The sequence below is a fragment of the Pseudomonas sp. W15Feb9B genome (genome assembly GCF_000828175.1).
GTDB classification, from domain to species: domain Bacteria; phylum Pseudomonadota; class Gammaproteobacteria; order Pseudomonadales; family Pseudomonadaceae; genus Aquipseudomonas; species Aquipseudomonas parakoreensis.
Map to the genome: position 1 here is coordinate 40,882 of NZ_JTKF01000005.1, position 20,257 is coordinate 61,138.

18 protein-coding genes are annotated in these 20,257 nt (G+C 61.4%); 4 read left to right on the forward strand and 14 right to left on the reverse strand.

The genetic code is table 11. The features are described from left to right. The first annotated feature begins 10 nt into the window (after window positions 1-10). The 4 genes from OC71_RS02500 (at window position 11) to OC71_RS02515 (ending at window position 4,042) form a co-directional block, all read left to right on the forward strand. A complete protein-coding gene (locus OC71_RS02500) occupies window positions 11-772 on the forward strand; it encodes an SDR family NAD(P)-dependent oxidoreductase (protein ID WP_041063766.1) in 762 nt (253 codons plus the stop codon). A gap of 12 nt (window positions 773-784) precedes the next feature. Continuing rightward, a complete protein-coding gene (locus OC71_RS02505; RefSeq protein ID WP_041063768.1) occupies window positions 785-1,978 on the forward strand; it encodes an acetyl-CoA C-acyltransferase in 1,194 nt (397 codons plus the stop codon). Window positions 1,979-2,125: 147 nt separating this feature from the next. Next, entirely contained in the window at window positions 2,126-3,253 is a 1,128-nt protein-coding gene (locus tag OC71_RS02510) for an acyl-CoA dehydrogenase (protein ID WP_027611962.1), read from the forward strand. A 15-nt stretch (window positions 3,254-3,268) separates the two neighbouring features. Further along, window positions 3,269-4,042 carry an enoyl-CoA hydratase gene (locus tag OC71_RS02515; protein WP_041063770.1) on the forward strand — a complete coding sequence of 258 codons (774 nt, stop codon included), beginning with the start codon at window positions 3,269-3,271 and terminating at the stop codon, window positions 4,040-4,042. 187 nt (window positions 4,043-4,229) lie between these two features. On the opposite strand, the gene OC71_RS02520 is transcribed toward OC71_RS02515, so the two are convergent. From OC71_RS02520 to arnB, 14 genes are all read right to left on the reverse strand, one after another. Continuing rightward, complete coding sequence (locus OC71_RS02520; protein WP_041063771.1) at window positions 4,230-5,381, reverse strand: acyl-CoA dehydrogenase family protein; 1,152 nt, start codon at window positions 5,379-5,381, stop codon at window positions 4,230-4,232. Window positions 5,382-5,384: 3 nt separating this feature from the next. After that, complete coding sequence (locus OC71_RS02525; protein ID WP_041063773.1) at window positions 5,385-6,491, reverse strand: enoyl-CoA hydratase/isomerase family protein; 1,107 nt, start codon at window positions 6,489-6,491, stop codon at window positions 5,385-5,387. A 261-nt stretch (window positions 6,492-6,752) separates the two neighbouring features. Further along, window positions 6,753-7,442 carry an HPP family protein gene (locus OC71_RS02530; protein ID WP_041063775.1) on the reverse strand — a complete coding sequence of 230 codons (690 nt, stop codon included), beginning with the start codon at window positions 7,440-7,442 and terminating at the stop codon, window positions 6,753-6,755. Between the two features lie 154 nt (window positions 7,443-7,596). Further along, window positions 7,597-8,775, reverse strand: a complete 1,179-nt coding sequence (locus OC71_RS02535) for an MFS transporter (RefSeq protein ID WP_041063777.1) — start codon at window positions 8,773-8,775, stop codon at window positions 7,597-7,599. Between the two features lie 141 nt (window positions 8,776-8,916). Further along, window positions 8,917-9,435 carry a GNAT family N-acetyltransferase gene (locus OC71_RS02540; RefSeq protein WP_041063779.1) on the reverse strand — a complete coding sequence of 173 codons (519 nt, stop codon included), beginning with the start codon at window positions 9,433-9,435 and terminating at the stop codon, window positions 8,917-8,919. 81 nt (window positions 9,436-9,516) lie between these two features. Then, the gene (locus OC71_RS02545; RefSeq protein WP_041063798.1) at window positions 9,517-11,115 is read right to left on the reverse strand and encodes a glycosyltransferase family 39 protein; all 1,599 of its coding nucleotides are present in this window, start codon (window positions 11,113-11,115) and stop codon (window positions 9,517-9,519) included. After that, window positions 11,112-12,491: a UDP-glucose/GDP-mannose dehydrogenase family protein gene (locus OC71_RS02550; protein WP_041063799.1), complete on the reverse strand. Its 1,380-nt coding sequence runs from the start codon at window positions 12,489-12,491 to the stop codon at window positions 11,112-11,114. Before OC71_RS02550 ends, OC71_RS02545 begins: the two co-directional genes overlap by 4 nt. Beyond that, complete coding sequence (gene arnF, locus OC71_RS02555) at window positions 12,488-12,901, reverse strand: 4-amino-4-deoxy-L-arabinose-phosphoundecaprenol flippase subunit ArnF (RefSeq protein WP_041063801.1); 414 nt, start codon at window positions 12,899-12,901, stop codon at window positions 12,488-12,490. The genes OC71_RS02550 and arnF overlap by 4 nt, the downstream gene beginning before the upstream one ends. Beyond that, complete coding sequence (gene arnE / locus OC71_RS02560; RefSeq protein ID WP_041063803.1) at window positions 12,898-13,242, reverse strand: 4-amino-4-deoxy-L-arabinose-phosphoundecaprenol flippase subunit ArnE; 345 nt, start codon at window positions 13,240-13,242, stop codon at window positions 12,898-12,900. The genes arnF and arnE overlap by 4 nt, the downstream gene beginning before the upstream one ends. Then, window positions 13,239-14,888: a lipid IV(A) 4-amino-4-deoxy-L-arabinosyltransferase gene (gene arnT, locus OC71_RS02565; RefSeq protein ID WP_041063805.1), complete on the reverse strand. Its 1,650-nt coding sequence runs from the start codon at window positions 14,886-14,888 to the stop codon at window positions 13,239-13,241. The genes arnE and arnT overlap by 4 nt, the downstream gene beginning before the upstream one ends. Further along, window positions 14,885-15,769 (reverse strand): 4-deoxy-4-formamido-L-arabinose-phosphoundecaprenol deformylase, encoded by an 885-nt coding sequence (arnD, locus tag OC71_RS02570; protein ID WP_041063807.1) that lies wholly within the window; start codon window positions 15,767-15,769, stop codon window positions 14,885-14,887. The genes arnT and arnD overlap by 4 nt, the downstream gene beginning before the upstream one ends. After that, window positions 15,769-17,760 (reverse strand): bifunctional UDP-4-amino-4-deoxy-L-arabinose formyltransferase/UDP-glucuronic acid oxidase ArnA, encoded by a 1,992-nt coding sequence (gene arnA, locus OC71_RS02575; RefSeq protein ID WP_041063809.1) that lies wholly within the window; start codon window positions 17,758-17,760, stop codon window positions 15,769-15,771. Before arnA ends, arnD begins: the two co-directional genes overlap by 1 nt. Next, entirely contained in the window at window positions 17,757-18,788 is a 1,032-nt protein-coding gene (gene arnC / locus OC71_RS02580; protein WP_041063810.1) for an undecaprenyl-phosphate 4-deoxy-4-formamido-L-arabinose transferase, read from the reverse strand. The genes arnA and arnC overlap by 4 nt, the downstream gene beginning before the upstream one ends. After that, the gene (gene arnB, locus OC71_RS02585) at window positions 18,785-19,933 is read right to left on the reverse strand and encodes a UDP-4-amino-4-deoxy-L-arabinose aminotransferase (RefSeq protein ID WP_041063811.1); all 1,149 of its coding nucleotides are present in this window, start codon (window positions 19,931-19,933) and stop codon (window positions 18,785-18,787) included. The genes arnC and arnB overlap by 4 nt, the downstream gene beginning before the upstream one ends. Window positions 19,934-20,257: the final 324 nt, after the last annotated feature.

Genomic DNA, 20,257 nt, shown 5'->3' on the forward strand with positions numbered 1-20,257 from the left:
GAAGTCCGTCATGCAGATCGAGAACAAGGTTTTTATCGTCACCGGCGGCGCGTCCGGCCTGGGTGCCGCCACCGCCGAATTGCTGGTCAACGCCGGCGCCAAAGTGATGTTGGTGGACATGAATGCCGAAGCCGTCGCCGCGCAGGCCCAGCGCCTTGGCGCGCAAAGTGTGGTGGCCGATATCAGCAATGAAGCCGCTGCCGAAGCTGCGGTGCAGGCCACGGTGAAAGCCTTTGGCAACCTCAACGGTCTGGTCAACTGCGCCGGTATCGTCCGTGGCGAAAAGATCCTCGGCAAGAACGGCCCGCATGCGCTGTCGAGTTTTGCCCAAGTGATCAACATCAATCTGATCGGCAGCTTCAACATGCTGCGACTGGCCGCAGCGGCCATTGCCGAGAGCGAAGCCAATGCCGATGGCGAGCGTGGGGTGATCATCAATACCGCCTCGGTCGCAGCGTTCGATGGCCAGATCGGTCAGGCGGCGTATTCTGCTTCCAAAGGCGCGATTGCCAGCATGACCCTGCCGGCCGCGCGTGAACTGGCACGTTTCGGCATCCGCGTGATGACCATCGCTCCGGGCATTTTCGAAACGCCGATGATGGCCGGCATGACCCCGGAAGTGCGCGAGTCGCTGGCCGCTGGCGTACCTTTTCCGCCGCGCCTCGGGAAACCTGCCGAGTACGCCGCGCTGGTTCGGCATATCATCGAAAACAGCATGCTCAACGGTGAGGTGATCCGTCTCGACGGCGCCTTGCGCATGGCCGCCAAGTAAGGAGGATTTGTCATGACTATTGCCAACGATCCGATTGTTATCGTCAGTGCCGTCCGTACCCCGATGGGCGGTTTTCAGGGCGAACTGAAAAGCCTCACCGCGCCGCAACTCGGTGCCGCCGCGATCAAGGCCGCAGTTGAACGGGCCGGCGTCGCCAACGACGCGGTCGACGAAGTGTTGTTCGGTTGCGTATTGCCCGCCGGCCTCGGTCAGGCACCGGCCCGTCAGGCGGCTCTGGGCGCCGGGCTGGATAAATCCACCCGTTGCACCACGGTCAACAAGATGTGCGGTTCGGGCATGGAAACCACCATCCTCGCCCATGACATGCTGCTGGCCGGCAGCGCCGACGTGGTGATTGCCGGCGGCATGGAAAGCATGTCCAACTCGCCGTACCTGCTGGACCGCGCCCGTGCCGGTTACCGCATGGGCCATGGCCGGGTGCTCGATTCGATGTTCCTCGACGGCCTCGAAGACGCCTACGACAAGGGCCGTCTGATGGGCACCTTCGCCGAAGACTGCGCCGAAACCAACGACTTCAGCCGTGAAGCCCAGGATGCGTTTGCCATCGCCTCGACCACCCGCGCCCAGCAGGCGATCAAGGACGGCAGCTTCAAAGCCGAGATCGTTCCGCTCACAGTGACCGTCGGCAAGGAACAGCGGCTGATCAGCAACGACGAGCAGCCGCCGAAAGCCAAGCTGGACAAGGTCGCCTCGCTGAAACCGGCGTTCCGCGAAGGCGGCACGGTGACAGCGGCCAACTCCAGCTCGATCTCCGACGGCGCGGCGGCACTGGTGCTGATGCGTCAGTCGCAGGCGCAGAAACTCGGGTTGAAACCGCTGGCGGTGATTCACGGTCACGCTGCGTTTGCCGACACGCCGGGCCTGTTCCCGGTGGCACCGATTGGCGCGATCAAGAAGCTGGTGAAGAAGACCGGTTGGGCGTTGAACGAGGTCGATCTGTTCGAAATCAACGAAGCGTTCGCCGTGGTAGCGATGGCCGCGATGACTCACCTGGAAATCCCCCACGACAAGCTCAACGTGCACGGCGGCGCCTGCGCGCTGGGCCATCCGATCGGTGCCTCGGGCGCGCGGATTCTGGTGACCTTGCTCTCGGCCCTGCGCCAGAAAAATCTGAAACGCGGGATTGCGGCGATTTGCATCGGCGGCGGTGAAGCCACGGCGATGGCCGTGGAATGCGTGTATTAACGTTGGCACCGGACCCTGTGGGAGCGGGCTTGCCCGCGATGGCGGTGGGTCACACAGTCAATATGTTTACTGACACGGCCCCATCGCTGGCAAGCCAGCTCCCACAGGATTCTGTGTGGTAACCCGGATTTAAGTTAAGGATTCAACATGATTCCCAACGAAGACCAAACCCAGATCCGCGACATGGCCCGGCAGTTCGCCGAGGAACGGCTGAAACCGTTCGCCGCCGAGTGGGATCGCGAACATCGCTTCCCCAAGGAAGCCATCGGCGAAATGGCCGAACTGGGCTTTTTCGGCATGCTCGTGCCGGAACAGTGGGGCGGTTGTGACACCGGTTACCTGGCCTACGCCATGGCCCTGGAAGAAATCGCCGCCGGCGACGGCGCCTGCTCGACCATCATGAGCGTGCACAACTCGGTCGGCTGCGTGCCGATCCTCAAGTTCGGCAACGACGACCAGCGCGAGCGCTTCCTCAAACCGCTGGCCAGCGGCGCCATGCTCGGAGCCTTCGCCTTGACTGAACCGCAGGCCGGCTCCGATGCCAGCAGCCTGAAAACCCGCGCTCGTCTGGAAGGTGATCACTATGTACTCAACGGCTGCAAACAGTTCATCACGTCCGGGCAGAACGCCGGGATCGTGATCGTGTTTGCGGTGACCGATCCGAGTGCCGGCAAGCGCGGCATCACGGCGTTCATCGTGCCCACCGATTCGCCCGGCTACAAAGTCGCCCGGGTCGAAGACAAGCTCGGCCAGCACGCGTCAGACACCTGCCAGATTCTGTTTGAAGACGTGAAAGTGCCGGTGGCCAATCGCCTGGGTGAAGAGGGGGAAGGTTACAAAATCGCCCTGGCCAACCTTGAAGGCGGACGTGTCGGTATCGCTTCGCAAGCGGTGGGCATGGCCCGTGCCGCGTTCGAAGCGGCCCGCGACTACGCCCGCGAGCGCGACACCTTTGGCAAACCGATCATCGAACACCAGGCCGTGGCCTTCCGCCTCGCCGATATGGCCACGCAGATCGCCGTCGCCCGGCAGATGGTGCATTACGCCGCCGCGCTGCGCGACAGCGGTCAGCCGGCGCTGGTCGAAGCCTCGATGGCCAAACTGTTCGCCTCGGAAATGGCCGAGAAAGTCTGCTCGATGGCGTTGCAGACGCTGGGCGGTTACGGTTACCTCAACGACTTCCCGCTGGAACGCATTTACCGCGATGTGCGAGTCTGCCAAATCTACGAAGGCACCAGCGACATTCAGCGCATGGTTATTTCGCGCAATCTCTGACAAGGAATCTTGCCCATGACTTACGAAACGATTCTGCTGGAACACCATGGCCGCGTCGGCCTGATCACCCTGAACCGTCCGCAGGCGCTGAATGCGTTGAACGCGCAACTGGTCAGCGAAGTGAACCACGCCCTTGATGCTCTGGAAGCGGACGCGAACATCGGTTGCATCGTCATCACCGGATCGAAGAAAGCCTTCGCCGCCGGCGCGGATATCAAGGAAATGGCCGAGCTGACCTACCCGCAAATCTACATGGACGACCTGTTCAGCGACAGCGACCGCGTGGCCAACCGTCGCAAGCCGATCATCGCTGCGGTCAACGGTTTCGCCCTTGGTGGCGGCTGTGAACTGGCGTTGATGTGCGACTTCATTCTGGCAGGCGACAACGCCAAATTCGGTCAACCGGAAATCAACCTCGGCGTGCTCCCGGGCATGGGCGGCACCCAGCGCCTGACCCGCGCCGTGGGCAAGGCCAAGGCCATGGAAATGTGCCTCAGCGGGCGGATGATCGATGCGGTGGAGGCCGAACGTTGCGGCATCGTTGCGCGGATCGTACCGAGCGATGAGTTGCTCGACGAGGCGTTGAAAGTCGCCGCCGTGGTCGCCAGCAAGTCGCTGCCGATTGCGATGATGGTCAAAGAAAGCGTCAACCGTGCGTTTGAGGTCAACCTGACTGAAGGCGTGCGTTTCGAGCGCCGGGTGTTCCACGCGGCGTTTGCGACGCAGGATCAGAAGGAAGGGATGGCGGCGTTTGTGGCCAAGCGCGCGCCGGAGTTTACCGGTAAGTAATGTTGCGTTCTCACTGACGCTATCGCGGGCAAGCCCGCTCCCACAGGGGATTTATGTCGTACACAAATCCCCTGTGGGAGCGAGCCTGCTCGCGAAGCTTTTGAGGCAACATCAAAAGATCGCAGCCTTCGGCAACTCCTACACCGGTTTCCTGTAGGAGCTGCCGAAGGCTGCGATCTTTTTGCTTTTACAGTGGGTAGTTCTTCAGTTCCCGCGCAATCACCATCCGCTGAATCTCGCTCGACCCCTCGTAGATCTGGGTGATCCGCGCATCGCGGTAGTACTTCTCGACCGGATAATCCTCCAGATACCCGTACCCGCCATGAATCTGAATCGCCGACGAGCAAACCTTTTCGGCCATCTCCGAGGCAAACAGTTTGGCCTGCGACGCCTCCGACAGACACGGCTTGCCCGCCGTACGCAGGCGCGCCGCGTGCAGGATCATCAAGCGCGCCGCGTTGATTTGCATGTGCATGTCGGCCAGCAGGTTGGCGATGCTCTGGTGTTCATTGATCGGCTTGCCGAACTGGATGCGATCACGGGAGTACACAAGCGCCGCTTCAAACGCCGCCCGGGCGATGCCCAAGGCTTGCGCAGCAATGCCGATGCGCCCGCCTTCGAGGTTGGACAGGGCAATCGCCAGGCCTTTGCCGCGCTCGCCGAGCAGATTGGCCTCGGGAATGCTGCAGTTGTTCAGCGTCACTGCGCAGGTGTCGGAGGCGCGGATGCCCATCTTGTGTTCGGTGCGATCAACGATGAAACCCGGCGTATCGGTGGGCACCAGGAACGCAGAAATGCCTTTCTTGCCCAGATCCGGGTCGGTCACCGCAAACACGATCGCCAGTTTCGCCCGTTTGCCGTTGCTGACGAATTGTTTGGCGCCGTTGATCACCCACTGGCCGTCGCGCAGTTCGGCGCGGGTGCGCAGGTTGTGCGCCTCGGAGCCGGCCTGCGGTTCGGTGAGGCAGAAGCAGCCAATGACCTGACCGCTGGCGAGGTCGGCCAGCCAGGTTTGTTTCTGTTCTTCGCTGCCGTAATTCATGACTGGCCCACAACCCACCGAGTTGTGGATGCTCATAAATGCGCCAGTCGCGCCGTCACCGGCTGAAATTTCTTCGACGGCCAGCGCATAGGCGACGTAATCAACGTAAGTGCCGCCCCATTCCTCGGGCACCACCATACCGAGCAAACCGAGTTCGCCCATCTTCGCCACCAGCGCGTCGTCGATCCAGCCAGCCTTTTCCCAGGCTTGTGCGTGAGGTGCGATTTCGCCACGGGCAAAATCCCGGGCCATGTCGCGGATCATTACTTGTTCTTCAGTCAGTTCGAGATCGTGCATGGCTCAGCTCCCGCTCTCATCAAAACCGTTAAAGAAACTCGCGACGTGCCCGGCGTCCAGCGCGGCGAGGGTCGGCGGATTCCAGCGAGGTGTCTTGTCTTTGTCGATCAGCAGAGCGCGTACGCCTTCGATCAGGTCGCCGCGTTCGAACCACTGACGATCCAGATGCAGTTCGAGGGCGAAGCAGTGTTCCAGGCTCAGTTGCCGACCGCGACGGAGCATCTCCAGGGTCACGGCCATCGCCAGCGGCGAGCGGGTCTCCAGCAGGTCAGCGGTGGTCGTCGCCCACTCATGGCTGTCGGCGACAGTGACTGCGCGCAGTTGCTCGACAATGCTCGGCACGTCCGGCAGGGCGAAGAAATGGTCGATGGCCGGGCGCAACTTCTCCAGCGGCGCATCGCTCAGGGTTTGCACGCCGTTTTTCGCCAGCAGGCCCTGCAGATCCTTGAGCGGCGTGTCGTGCCATTCCAGGTGATCAAGTTGTTCGTCGAGGCTCGCCAGTTGGCGGCTGTCGACAAACCAGTCGGCCAGCCCGCAATACAGCGCATCCGCCGCACGAATCTGCACACCGCTGACGCCCAGATAGATCCCCAGTTCACCGGGAATGCGCGAGAGGAAATAGCTGCCGCCGACATCGGGGAAATAACCAATGGCCACTTCCGGCATCGCCAGACGGCTCTTCTCGGTGATCACCCGCAGGTCCGCACCTTGCACCAGGCCCATGCCGCCGCCGAGGACGAAACCGTCCATCAACGCCAGCACCGGTTTGCGGTAGTGATGAATCGTCAGGTCGAGGGCGTATTCCTCGACGAAGAAATCTTCGTGCAGCGTAGCGCCGCTTTTGAAACTGTCGTACAGGGAACGAATATCGCCACCGGCGCAGAAAGCTTTTTCACCGGCACCGCGCAGTACCACCGCGTGCACATTGGCATCAGCAGCCCAGGCATCGAGTTGCTGCTGCAACTGCCGAACCATGTCGAGGGTGATGGCGTTGAGACCGGCGGGGCGGTTGAGGGTCAGGTGACCGATGTGGTTACGAACCTCGGCCAGCACGTCGTTTTGCGTGGCATCCATGGACGGCGTCCGCGGGGATGAAGCCTGAGCAGTCATCACTAACTCCCTGCTTTTATTGTCTTTATTCGAGAAGCTCGCGCGCGAGCGTTGACGGATCGTAACAGTGCAAATTTGCCGTGTACAACGGGGATATGTGCAGGGGGAGTTTGCGTTTTTGCAGCAGGTTGAGGAAGGCCTTTGTGGCGAGGGAGCTTGCTCCCGCTCGGCTGCGCAGCAGTCGTAAGCTGCGCCGTTGAGCGACGGGTCCGCTTCGCGGCCCAGCGGGAGCAAGCTCCCTCGCCACAGAGATTCAGGTGCTTAACGGGTGAAGACTTCGCCGATGCTGCGGCGTTTGGCGTGCAGTTCGCTGGCGTGGATCAGTTGTTCGAGGTCTTCGGGAGTGACGTCGATAAAGGCTTCCATCTCAGCCAGTGCCCGTTTCAAATCCTCGGCGGTAATTGACTGACTGTCGACGGGAGTCTGCAGCGGCGCGGGTTCGGCCGGGCGCTTCGGATAGCGGATGCGCGTCAGGTTGTTGTAGGCCAGCGCACTGAGCAGCATGCACGCGGCGGCGAGCATCACCGGTTCCATGGCTTTCCAGTCCAGGGCGATGGTGGCGGGATCGGCGAGCACCAGTGTCAGCGCCAGTGCGCCGGCCGGTGGGTGCAGGCAACGCAACCAGCACATCAGAATCAGCGCCATGCCTGCCGCCAGACAGGCACTGCCCAGGGTTCGCCCAAGAACATGAGCCACCAGCAACGCAATGACACTGGCGCACAGATAGCCGCCGATGATCGACCAAGGCTGCGCCAGCGCACCGGAGGACACGGCGAACAACAGCACCGCCGAAGCGCCCAATGGCCCGATCAGGTGATACGCCACTTCATGGCCGAATACCTGACTGCACGCCCAGACACTGAACAAGGTGCCCAGCGCCATACCGATGGCGGCGCGGCTCCATTCGGTGGGGCGAGTGTTGATGGCGGCGGGGAACCAGCGAGCGAGCATGTAAATCGGGTCCTTGCAGTAAATTCGGGGCAAAAAAAAGGACTTGTCCGTTTCGGAAAGTCCTCGAAGCGTTCCAACTATTGGGGGAGGAACGCGCACAGTGTGCCGTGCAAATTCGATGCTGACAAATTCATATAAATGCTGCTTCAGTGCATTATTTTTGAATTGTTGCCACGCGGCGTCCACTGACAAAACACAGATACCCACCCAGCGCCGCCAGAGCGCTCAGGGCGTAGAACATGCTCGGCGCCGGCGTGTGCATCAGCAGGAACCCGCACATCACCGGACTCAGCGCACCGCCCAGTGCCGCGAGGTTTTGCGCGCCGTAATAACTGCCGCGCAGCTCCTCGGGAGCGAGGGTGTCGACGAAGAGGAAATCCGCCGGGTAAATGATCATCTCGCCGAGGGTGAAGATGAACATCGCCACGCACCAGCCGACGAGGCTGTCCGCCAGGCTGAAACCGATCAGACCGACGATGAACAACGCCGTGCCGCCGGCAATCCAGAACCGCAGGTGCTCGCGCTTGAGAAAGCGCCCGATCTGGTATTGCAGCAGGATCACCGTGATCGCGTTGCAGGCCAGCAGGGCGGCCATGGTGTCGAGTGTCTGTTCTTGGGTATGGGTCACCAGCAGGTATTGCGACAGGTACAGGGTAAAGCGCCCGTGAACCAGGGTGCTGAGCAGACAACCGAGGGTGAACAGGATCATCGTGCGGTCGTTTTTCAGGATGATCAGGGTGTTCAGGAAACTCTGTGGTGGGCTGGCCTGCGACAGCGTATTGGTCTCGCGGGACACGCCCAGCAGCAGGAAAACGCTGCCGGCGGCAATCAGCCCGGCGACGATAAACGGCGCTGAAGGCTGAACCCCGGCAATCACAACACCGATCATCGGGCCAACGGCGTAGCCAATATTGGTCAGCGTGTAGTTCAGTGAAAACGCCTTGACCCGCTGGCCGACCGGCAGGTTTTCACTGAGCATCGCTTTGGAGCAGATCAGGAACAGTGCCGACGCCGTTTCACTGATGATCAGCACCAGCGTGACCAGGTACAGATTCTGCGCGAACGTCAGCAGCATCAGGCCGACACCGCTGGAGAGCATGGTCAGGATCAACAGCTGACGCTTGTCGAGGCGATCGATGATGTAGCCGCCGTACAGCGACAACAGCGTGGCACTGAACACGGCGATGCCCAACAGCAGACCGACGTCCTGCGGGTTGAGGCCCAGTTTGTTGCTGAGGAACAGGGTCAGCAGTGGACTGATCAGGGCACGGCTGATGACGATGCTCAGCGAGGTGATCATCAGTCGGCGTATCAGGCGGGAGTAAGTGGCCACGGCAGTGCAAATGTCCTTATTTTTATGATGAAACCCGCGTGGCAGCGAGCCTGCTCGCCAATACCGAATGTCAGGCGCCAACGCAGTTGACTGACAGGACGCTATCGCGAGCAGGCTCGTTCCTACAAGGGATTTGTCCTGTCAGGGCAATCTCAGTTGCATGGCGCAGCGTCGCTCGGCGGTAAAACCCTGTTCGATTTCGTTCTGCAGGGCATCGCGCAAATGCGCTTCGTGCTCACCGGGTGCAACTACCACAAACCCCATCCGCTGATAAAACGGCGCATTCCACGGCACGTCGCGAAACGTGGTCAGGGTCACGGCGCGCATCTGCTCGCGGCGGGCATGTTCAATCGCGGCCAGCAGCAGTTGACGGCCCACGCCCTGACCCTGAAACACCAGGCCGACGGACAGTTCCTCAATGTGCAGTTGGTTGCCGACATCCAGCGCGCGGATAAACCCTGCGAGCTGCGCCGAGGTGTTTTCGGCGACCCAGACGTGGGCATGGTCGATGAATTGGCGATGTTGCGCGGCGCTGGCCACGTCGGTGTCGGCCAGCCAGGCGAGGGTCGGATCTGTGCGAAACAGCTCGGCGGCCGAGCGTTCGATGGCGGGGAGGGCGGCGGCATCATTCTGCCGCGCCCGGCGTACAACAAAACTCATGGTCAAGAAATCCCTGTAGGCGCTGTCGCTGGCTGCGATCTTTTTCCCGAAAGCGCAAAAGATCGCAGCCTCAATCAGTTCCTACAAGGGTTTCAGGTACAGCAGCACGTAATCGTTCTTGTCGAAACGGCCGGTCAGTACCGGTTGCAGACCCGCCAGCGAGGTGCCCTGCAGCGATTGCAGGTCCTTGCTGTCCATCATCAGCCAGGCCGGGCCTTTGAGGGCTTCGAGTTGCTGCACCGTTTCGGTGAACTGCGGTTGCAGGTCCTGCTCGACGTTGACCATGAACTTGATCGCCTTGGCGTCTTTGCCCATGCCGTGCAGCACCAGCAGTGCCGGGTTCTGCTGCACCTGCGCGAACGCGGCGCGACTGAACGCCTGCGTGTCGTACAAGCGTCGCTCCACCGGTTCGAACACCGCGGCATACACCATCCACAACGCGAGCACCGAGCACAGCGCCAGCACTTCGGCACGCCAACGCGGCATCAACAGACGCGACAACGCGAGCAATTGCAGAACACCGAGCACGATCAGCACCAGAGTCAGACCGTCGAGCTGCTCGGGGAAGCGGCGTTTGGCAACCAGCAGGGCCACCATCAACAGTCCCGGCGTCACCAGCCAAATGCCTTGGATCACCCCACGCAATACGCGGAACACCCGACCGTGCAGCACCTGAAACGGGTACGCTGCGATGATCGCCGCCATCGGCAACATCGGCAGCAGGTAACGCGCCTTCTTCGCCTGCGGAATCGACAGGCCAACCATGACGATCAGCCCGGCAGCCGCGCAGTATTGCACCAGACGCAAGGCCGGCCCGCGCTGATGCGGTTTGCTCAGCCAGGTCGCCGCCAACGCCAGGATCGCCAGCGGATATGCCAGTGCGTAGTTGCCCATGGAACTGGTGAAGTAATACAGCGAACCGCTGACGCCTTCACTGCCGTCCATGCGCCCCATGAACTGCATGCGGATCACGTCTTGCAGGAACGCTTCGCCGCCACTGAGTCTGGCCAGCCACAACAGCAGCGCGACGCACGCGGCGAGCAGGATCGACGCCAGCAAACCGAACACCAACAGGCGTTTCCACTCACGATTGAGCAGGTAGTAACTGCAGAGCATGCCGGTCGGCACCACCAGGCCGATCGGCCCACGGATACCAAAACCCAGCAGCAACAGGACAAAGATCAGCGGCCAGCGTCGGCGCGAGCCGAAGTGGTCGTGCGCGTAACCCAGATAAAACACCGACAGCGCCACGGCTGCCAGCATCAGGTCTTGCGACACCGCGCGCACTTCGGTGACGAAGGTGCTGGTGAGCATCAGCAGCGCAATGCTGATCAACGCCCAGCGTTGCGAATGCACCGCCAGCAAGCGGTACATCAACGTCACGATCACGCCGCCGGCAATGGCGCTGGGCAGCCATGCCGTCAGGGTATTGATCGCGCCGAAGGGCAGCGACAACAGCCAGATGAACAGCGTCGAAAGCGCCGAATAATCGGCGTACGGCTGCCCGTAGGTCGTCGGGAATACCGTTGGCCCGTGCCTGAGCATCTCTTGGGCAAACAGCACAAAACGTGAATCGAAGCCAATGGGAGCCTGTCCGTAAACCCCGGCAATAAACAACAGCAGTGCCAGCAGCCCTGCGATCAGGGACTGCCGGCGGATGACAGGCGACAACGTGATCAAGCGACGTCCGCTTTGTTAGGCCACTGCTGCAGTGGCATCGGCAGTTTGCGCGAATCGCCTCGGCCGATCGGGAAGTACTTGAAGCCATTGCGCGCCAGACGCTCGGCGTCGTACAGGTTGCGGCCGTCGAAGATCACCGGGGCTTTCAGGCGTTGCTCGATCAGGTCGAAATCCGGCGCCTTGAATTGCTGCCATTCGGTGCAGATGATCAGCGCGTCGGAACCCGCCAGCACCGATTCCGGGGTGCCCATCAGCATCAGTTTTTCTTCGTTCGGGTACAGGTGCTGGGTTTCCTGCATCGCTTCCGGGTCGAACGCGCGCACACTGGCGCCGGCGGCGAACAGCGAATCGAGCAGCACGCGGCTCGGTGCATCGCGCATGTCGTCGGTGTTCGGCTTGAACGCCAGGCCCCACAGGGCGAAGGTCTTGCCGCGCAGGTCACCTTTATAGAACGCGTTGATGCGGTCGAACAGCTTGTGCTTCTGCCGCTCGTTGATCGCTTCGACCGCTTGCAGCAGGTCGCTGGAGCAATGCGCCTGCTCGGCGCTGTGAATCAGCGCGCGCATGTCTTTCGGGAAGCACGAGCCGCCATAACCACAGCCCGGGTAGATGAAGTGGTAACCGATGCGCGTGTCGGCACCGATGCCCTGACGGACCGATTCGATGTCGGCGCCCAGGTGTTCGGCCAGTTCCGCGATCTGGTTGATGAAGCTGATCTTGGTCGCCAGCATGCAGTTGGCGGCGTATTTGGTCAGCTCGGCACTGCGCAGGTCCATGAACATGATGCGGTCGTGGTTGCGGTTGAATGGCGAGTACAGGTCGCGCATCACATCGCGCACGTCGTCACCTTCGCAGCCGATGACGATGCGGTCCGGACGACGGCAGTCGGACACCGCCGAACCTTCCTTGAGGAATTCCGGGTTGGAGACGATATCGAACTGCAGCTCACGAGCGGCCTTGTCCAGCGCGGCTTGAATGTGTGCACGCAGGGTGTCGCCGGTGCCAACCGGTACGGTGGATTTCTCCACCAGAATCAGCGGCTGCTCACGGTGGCGCGCCACCGCGTCACCCACCGACAGCACGTATTTCAAGTCAGCCGAGCCGTCGTCGCTGGACGGTGTACCCACGGCGATGAATGCGACACGACCGTGCTGCACGGCGAGTTTTTCATCCGAGGTGAAATGCAGGCGGCTGGAGTCCAGACCTTCGCGCACCAGGCTCGACAGGCCCGGTTCGAAGATGCTGACGTGACCCTGGCGCAGCAGTTCGACTTTCTTCTGATCGATGTCCATGCACACGACGTCGTGACCGACTTCAGCCAACACGGCGGCCTGCACCAGACCGACATAACCGCTACCAAATACTGTGATTTTCATGGAGCACTCCTGAATTCGGGCGCACGAGACGGACGAGTGTTAATAGTGATGACCCCGAGCATGACCAGTGCCACGCCCAGCGATTTAGTGAAACTGAACGATTCGTTGAACAGCGGCAGACTGGCCGCCAGCAGGTACACCAGCGCATAGCTGATGCTCAACAGTGAATAGGCCCGCCCCAGCGGCAGATCGCGCAAGGCCGCGAGCCAACAGAGCATCGACAGGGCGTAGGCGAAAATTGCCGCCACCACCACGGCCAGTGCCGACAGATCGACACTGCCGGAGCTCAACGCCGCCAGCCATTGTTCCGGTTGCGGCAGGCGCGTCATGCTCCAGCGCATCCCCAACTGGGCAGCGCTGACCAGCCCCACGCTGGCCAGCGCAAAACCGATACCTCGTGCCTGGTTCATGACTGTTGCCCCAGCAAAACCACGCCACCGATCACCAGCGCCACGCCCAGCCAATGCTGTCGGTCGATGGGCTCGCGAAAGACGAAGCGGGCGATCAGGGTGATCAGCACGAAGTTGAGGCTGAGCATCGGGTAAGCGATGCCCACTTCAAGACGTTGCAGCACCAGCAGCCAGACCAGCAGCCCGCTGCCGAGTGAAAACAGCGCCAGCCACAACCACGGCGAACGCAGTTTGTCAGCCCACGACGACTCAACGCCGCGCCAGCTTTCCACGGCGAATTTCTGTGCGACTTGCCCCAGACACGTCAGCAGACACGCCGTCAGTAACAGCAACCAACTCATGACGGATCCTTGGGCAGCACCATGATCACCAGATTGCCCGATTCGTAACGGGTACCGTCTTTAGGCAGCAGATCGAGTTCTTCAAGTTCGTCCTGACCCTTGACGCGCATCAGCACGCCGACCGAGCCGCTGCGGCGCGCTTCACGTACCCATTGCTGAACGTTGTCTTTGGTGAGTCGGCGTTCAGCACCTTCCGGGTAGGACAGACCGTATTTGAGTTCGCCGACCGTGTTGTACAGCGCGACCTCTGGTTGTTTCATGCGCCAGGCCAGTGCCGCTGCGGCGCCCAGATCGTTGCTCAGCAAGTGCGTGGCACCGGACAGTTCAGTGACGTGATGGCGGATGAACTGATCCGGGGTTTTGTTGGCCACCACCGATTTTGGCAACGCCGCCGGCAGGATCCCGGCCAGCAACAGGCTGCCCAGCGCCGGTGCCGCCCAGCATTGCAGCGGCAGGAACGCTTGCGCCAGGTTGGCGATGATCCAGCCGATCAAGGCAATGAACACCAGCACCATGCTGTGCAGTTCGTGGTCGTACACCGGTTTGTTCAGTTGCAGGTAAACCAGTGCGATCAGCGTGACCACACCCAGCAGCAGGTTCAGCAGACCATTGATCCCCAGCGCCCGACCTTGTTCGAGACGCAGACGATCAGCCAGCGCATTGCCCAGCAGCAGTGCCAATGGCAGCAGACACGGCAGGATGTAGGTCGGCAGCTTGCCGTTGCTCAGGCTGAAAAAGCCCAGCGGCAACCACAGCCACAACAGCAGGAAAACCATGTTCGGCTGGGCACGGGTTTGCCAGGCTTGCTTGAACGCGGTCGGCAACAGGCCAACCCACGGCAGACTGAACGCCACCAGCAGCGGCAGGTAAAACCACCATGGCGCATCGTGCTGCGCATCGTCACCGGCGAAGCGGCGGATGTGTTCGTGCCAGAAGAAAAACCGCCAGTAATCCGGTTCCTGTGCGTGCACCGCCAGTGCCCACGGCAAGCTGACGACGATCGCGATGGCGATGGCCACCGGACCGAACACCAGCAGTTCACGCCAGCGTTTCTGCCAGAGCATCCACGGCAATGCGATCAGCACCGGCAGCAACCAGGCAAGAAAGCCCTTGGTCATGAAGCCCATGCCGCAGGCCAGCCCCATTAGCGCCCAGGCGCCCAGGCGGTGCCCGGTGCTTTTGCTGTCAAGCGCAAACCACAGCGCCACCAGACTCAGGTTGACCCAGAAGGTGAACTGCGGATCGAGGTTGGCGTACCCGGCCTGACCGGCGACGACGGTGAAACTCATGTAGAGCAGGGCGCAGACGAAGCTCTTGCGCGGATCGTTCCATAGCCTGCGTGCGACCAGGTAGGCCAGCAACACACTCAAAGCCGTGCTGAGGGCCGACGCGAAGCGCACGCCGAACAGGTTCTGCCCGAACAAATCCTGGCCGATGGCAATCATCCAGTAGCCGGCAATCGGCTTCTCGAAATAACGTAGGCCCATGAAATGCGGCGACACCCAGTTGCCACTGAGCAGCATGTCCTGGCTGATCTGTGCGTAACGGGTTTCGTCGGGGATCCACAGGCCATGGGTGCTCAACGGCAACAGATAGGCCAGCAGACAAAGACCGACCAACAGCGGCAGTGCCCAGCGTCTGGTCATGCGCCTTGCACTCCCAGCCAGCCTTCGCGGCCTTCGAGCGCACCGCGTTGCACGCGGCCCACGGGCAAGGTGTTGAAATACTCGGGCAGCAAGTTGCCCAAGGGTTGGAAGTCAATGTGGCGCTGGCGTGCATCGGCCAGCAATTGACGAAAGTCCTGAGCCATCAGAATCCCTTCTACTTCGGCATGAATGGTGTAGACGTTGAGTGCTTGCGACTGGAACCGGTCGAGGATGAAGGCGTTGAAGTCCTTCGCTGCCACGTGCGGGCCGACGACCTCGTCGAAGGTTGGCAGGTCCACTGGAATCTGCGGCGTGCCCGGTGTTCCGTCCGCCAGCAGCGGACGGAACAGGCTCTGCCCACGGCAATCGCTGTTGTAGCGAAAGCCGAAAGTCTGCTTGGCCTCGATCACGCGCTCGTCCGCACGCCAACCGGCGGCGGCCGAACACTGGATCTTTTCGCCGAGGATGTCGCTCAAGGTGTCGACGCCGCGACGGATCTGTTCGATCAGTTGCGCGTCACTCCAGCGACCGGCATTGGCCTGCCAGCCATGGTGATCCCAGGCGTGCAGGCCAACCTCGTGACCGGCGTCCCGGGCCTGACGCATCAGGTGCCCGAGATCACGGCCAATCGGTTTGCCGGGCCAGGCGGTGCCGGCCAGCAGAATGTCCCAGCCGTACAGGCCGGCAGCGTTGGAACGCAGCATTTTCCAGAGGAACTGCGGGCGAATCAGGCGCCACAGATGCCGGCCCATGTTGTCCGGGCCGACACTGAAGAAAAACGTTGCCTTGACCTGCGCCTCGTCGAGCATCTCCAACAGACGCGGCACACCTTCTCGGGTGCCGCGGTAGGTGTCGACATCGATACGAAGACCTGCCTGCATTACTTCTTGTCCGCGATTTCGAGCATGGCTTCACGCAGGAAGAAGTCCAGGGTGTTGCCGATGGTCTCGCGCATTTCCACGGTCGGCTCCCAGTTCAGCAGGCGCTTGGCGTTGGCAATGCTTGGCTTACGGTGTTCCACGTCCTGGTAACCGGCACCGTAGAACGCCTTGCTTTCCACGTCGCGGAAACCGGCGAACGGCGGGAAGTTGTGACGCAGCGGGTGTGCTTCGAACTGACGCAGCAGCTCCTCGCCCAGTTGACGGATGCTGGCTTCGTTGTCCGGGTTGCCGATGTTGATGATCTGGCCGTTGCAGACATCGTTGTCGTTGTCGATGATGCGCGCCAGGGCTTCAACGCCATCAGCGATGTCGGTGAAGCAACGCTTCTGCTCGCCACCGTCGAACAGGCGGATTGGCGTGCCTTCCACCAGGTTGAGGATCAACTGGGTGATGGCGCGGGAGCTGCCGATACGCGCCGAATCCAGACGGTCCAGACGCGGGCCCATCCAGTTGAACGGACGGAACAGGGTGAAGTTCAGGCCCTTGGCGCCGTAAGCCCAGATCACGCGGTCCAGCAGTTGCTTGGAGACCGAGTAGATCCAGCGCTGCTTGTTGATCGGGCCAACGATCAGGTTCGAGCTGTCTTCGTCGAAGTTCTTGTCCTGGCACATGCCATAGACTTCAGAGGTCGACGGGAAGATCACGCGCTTGTTGTACTTGACGCAGTAGCGAACCAGCTTCAGGTTTTCTTCGAAGTCCAGTTCGAATACGCGCAGCGGGTTGCGGGTGTATTCGATCGGCGTGGCGATGGCCACCAGCGGCAGGACCACGTCGCACTTCTTGATGTGGTACTCGATCCACTCGGAGTGAATGCTGATGTCGCCTTCGACGAAGTGGAAGTTCGGGTGGCTGCGCAGGCGGTCGATGGCGTCGGAGCCGATGTCCAGACCGTAGACTTCGTAGCGGTCGTCACGCAGCAGGCGCTCGGACAGGTGGTTACCTATGAAGCCGTTGACACCGAGGATCAGCACGCGGGTACGACGTGGCGCACGCCCGGATTCGGCGCCGCGCAGCAGCGAGCCATCCACGAGACCCAGTTCGTTGGCCAGTTGCGGGCCGCTGAGGTACAGACCGTTGTCGTTGCGCTGACCGGCGTTGATCACCAGCGAGTCCTGACCGCAGGCAATGCGCAGCGGATCGACGCTGATCACGCGGCCTGGCGCCTGGCCTTCGTTGCCCTTGACGACTTCGGCGCTCCAGACGATCAGTTTGTGCTCGCCCACGGCGCAGAACGCACCCGGGTAAGGACGGGTCACGGCGCGCACCAGGTTGAACAGTTCTTCGGCCGGTTTGGCCCAGACCAGTTTGCCGTCCGCCGGGGTGCGACGACCGAACACGGTGGCTTTCGATTCGTCCTGCGGGGTTTCAGTGATCTTGCCTTGCAGCATGTTCGGCAGGGTGTCGCGCAGCAGGTCGCTGGCGGCGGTGCGCAGTTTGGCGTGCAGGGTCAGGCCGGTGTCGCTGCGTTCGATGGCAACACGCTGTTGAGCAACGATGGCGCCGGCATCGGCGCGCTTGACCATGCGGTGCAGGGTCACGCCGGTTTCGGTTTCGCCGTTGACCAGCACCCAGTTCGCCGGAGCGCGACCGCGGTAGCGCGGCAACAGCGAACCGTGCAGGTTGAATGCACCCTTTTTGGCCAGGGCCAGCAGTGGCTCGCTCAGCAGGTTGCGGTAGTAGAAGGAGAAGATGTATTCCGGGTCCAGCTTGGCGATGCGCTCGATCCACAGTGGGTGGTTGGCGTCTTCCGGCGCGTGTACCGGGATGCCTTTATTGGCGCACAGCTGGGCCACCGACGCATAGAACGCGTTTTCTTTCGGATCATCGGCGTGAGTGAACACTGCTGCAATGTCAAAGCCGCTGTTGAGCAGGGCTTCAATGCCGGCGCAGCCAATATCGTGGTAGGCGAAGACAACAGTTTTTGCACTCATGAGAGAACCTGATCGGAAGTGGAAGAAGTAGCGGTAGAAGAAAGACCATCAACGGTGACGGCAGGGGCCGGATCGGCCGGCTGGCTGCGCAACACCTTTTCGATGAAGAAACGCGGACGGGCGCGGACATCGCTGTACATGCGGCCCAGGTATTCACCCAGCAGGCCCATGCCGATGAACTGGCCACCGGTGAACACGAACAGCACGGCGAACAGCACGAACGTACCGTCACCGGCCCAGCCGGCACCGAAGGCCAGACGCAGAACGATCAGCGCAACAGCGAACAGCACACCCAGACCGGCCATGGCGAAGCCGACGATGCTGAGCAGGCGCAGCGGCGTGGTGGTCATGCAGGTCACCAGATCAAACATCAGGTTGATCAGGCGCATCGGGCTGTATTTCGAGTCGCCGTGTTCACGCTCGGCGTGGGCCACGACGATTTCGGTGGTGTGACGGGCGAAGCTGTTGGCCAGGATCGGGATGAACGTGCTGCGTTCGCGGCAGGCGAGCATCGCGTCGATGATGGTGCGGCGGTAGGCACGCAGCATGCAGCCGTAGTCGCTCATGGCAACGCCAGTGGAGCGCTGCACGGCAAGGTTGATCAGCTTCGACGGATAACGGCGCAGCGCCGAATCCTGACGATTGCCGCGCACGGTGCCGACCACGTCGTAACCTTTTTCGGCCTCGGCCACCAGTCGCGGGATTTCTTCCGGCGGGTTCTGCAGGTCGGCGTCGAGGGTGATCACCACGTCGCCCTTGCACTGTTCAAAACCGGCCATGATCGCGGCGTGCTGACCATAGTTGCGGTTGAGAATGACCGCCACGAACGGGCTGTTCTCGCGCCCGGCGGCTTCTTCAAGCATGTTTGCCGACTCATCGCGGCTGCCGTCGTCGACCAGCACGATTTCGAAATCGTGATGCAACTGGCGGCAGGCCGCTTCGGTGCGACGCAGCAGTTCTGGCAGGCTTTCCTGTTCGTTGTAGACCGGGATGACGATCGACACGCTACGGATTGGATAAGGTTTCACAGGCGTTTTTCCATGATGTGTGCGATGGCACCGACCACCCGGTCAAGGTCTTGACCGGTCATGTCGGGGAACAGCGGAATCGAGCACAGCCGCGCCGAGTTCCATTCGGTGTTGGGCAGGTAGAGGTCGGGGTCACGCTGGCGATACCAGGTGTGCAGGTGGGTGGCGATGAAATGGATACCGGTGCCGATGCCCTGATCCTGCAACGCCTTCATGAAGGCTTCGCGGTCCATGCCGCAACGCTCGCTGTCGATGCGCAGGATGAACAGGTGCCAGGCGTGTTGCTGGGCGTAGTCGGGCAGGGCCAGCGGTTGCACCGGCAGGCCTTCGAACTTTTGCAAATAGGTCGTGGCCAGTTCGGTGCGGCGGGCGTTGATTTCGTCCAGGCGCTGCAACTGCACCAGGGCAATCGCGGCGTTGATGTCGGCCAGGTTGTACTTGAAGCCCGGCTCCATCACTTGTGCCTGCGGCTTGCGGCCACCGGTCAGACGGTCATAGGCGTCGACGCCCAGGCCGTGGAATTTGAGCATGCGCACGCGGCTGGCGAGGGCTTCGTTGTCGGTGACGAACATTGCGCCTTCGGCACAGGTCATGTTCTTGATCGCGTGGAACGAGAAGATCGCCGTGCCTTGCGAACCGACGTGACGCCCCTTGTAGCGCGTGCCGGCTGCGTGGGCGGCGTCTTCGATGACCGGGATGCCGTGTTTGTCGGCCAGGGCATACAGCGGATCGAGATCGAATGCTGCGCCGGCATAGTGCACCGGAATGATTGCCTTGGTCCGCGGGGTGATGGCCGCTTCGATGCGTGCAGCGTCGGTCATCAGCGTGTCGCGGTCGACATCGACGAACACCGGTTTGGCGCCCAGCAGGGAGATCATGTTGGCGGTCGAGACCCAGGTCTGCGACGGGGTGATGACTTCGTCGCCCGGGCCGATGCCCAGGGCCAGCAGCGTGATGTGCATCCCACCGGTGGCCGAAGACAAGGCCACCGCGTGCTTGCAACCCACGTACTGCGCAAATTGCTCTTCGAGTGCCTGGTTTTTCGGCCCCGTGGTGATCCAGCCCGAGCGCAACACCTGCTCGACAGCGGCAATTTCCTCATCGCCGATACTGGGGCGAGAGAAGGGGAGAAACGCCTGACTCATGGGCACCTCATTGCAAAAAATAAAAGGATGGACTCACGCAACTGTTGGATCCAACCACAGCGTAGACACAGAAAAGCGCTCCTGCATCAATAACTTGGCAAAAAAAGCATGACGTCGGGGATTGATTGACTTTTCACGATTTGCCCGGCAGGTTGGGGCATAGCCACTACCGAACCTATGGGAATTAAGGTTATGCCGGTTTTTGTGAAAGGAACATGAAAAACCGGTTGGCGAATCGTTTATCTGTCACTTATACAGCCGCTGTTCAGGCTTCTGCCGTCCATCGCGGTTTTTTGTCCGACAGTGCAGCTCAAGTACCTTCTT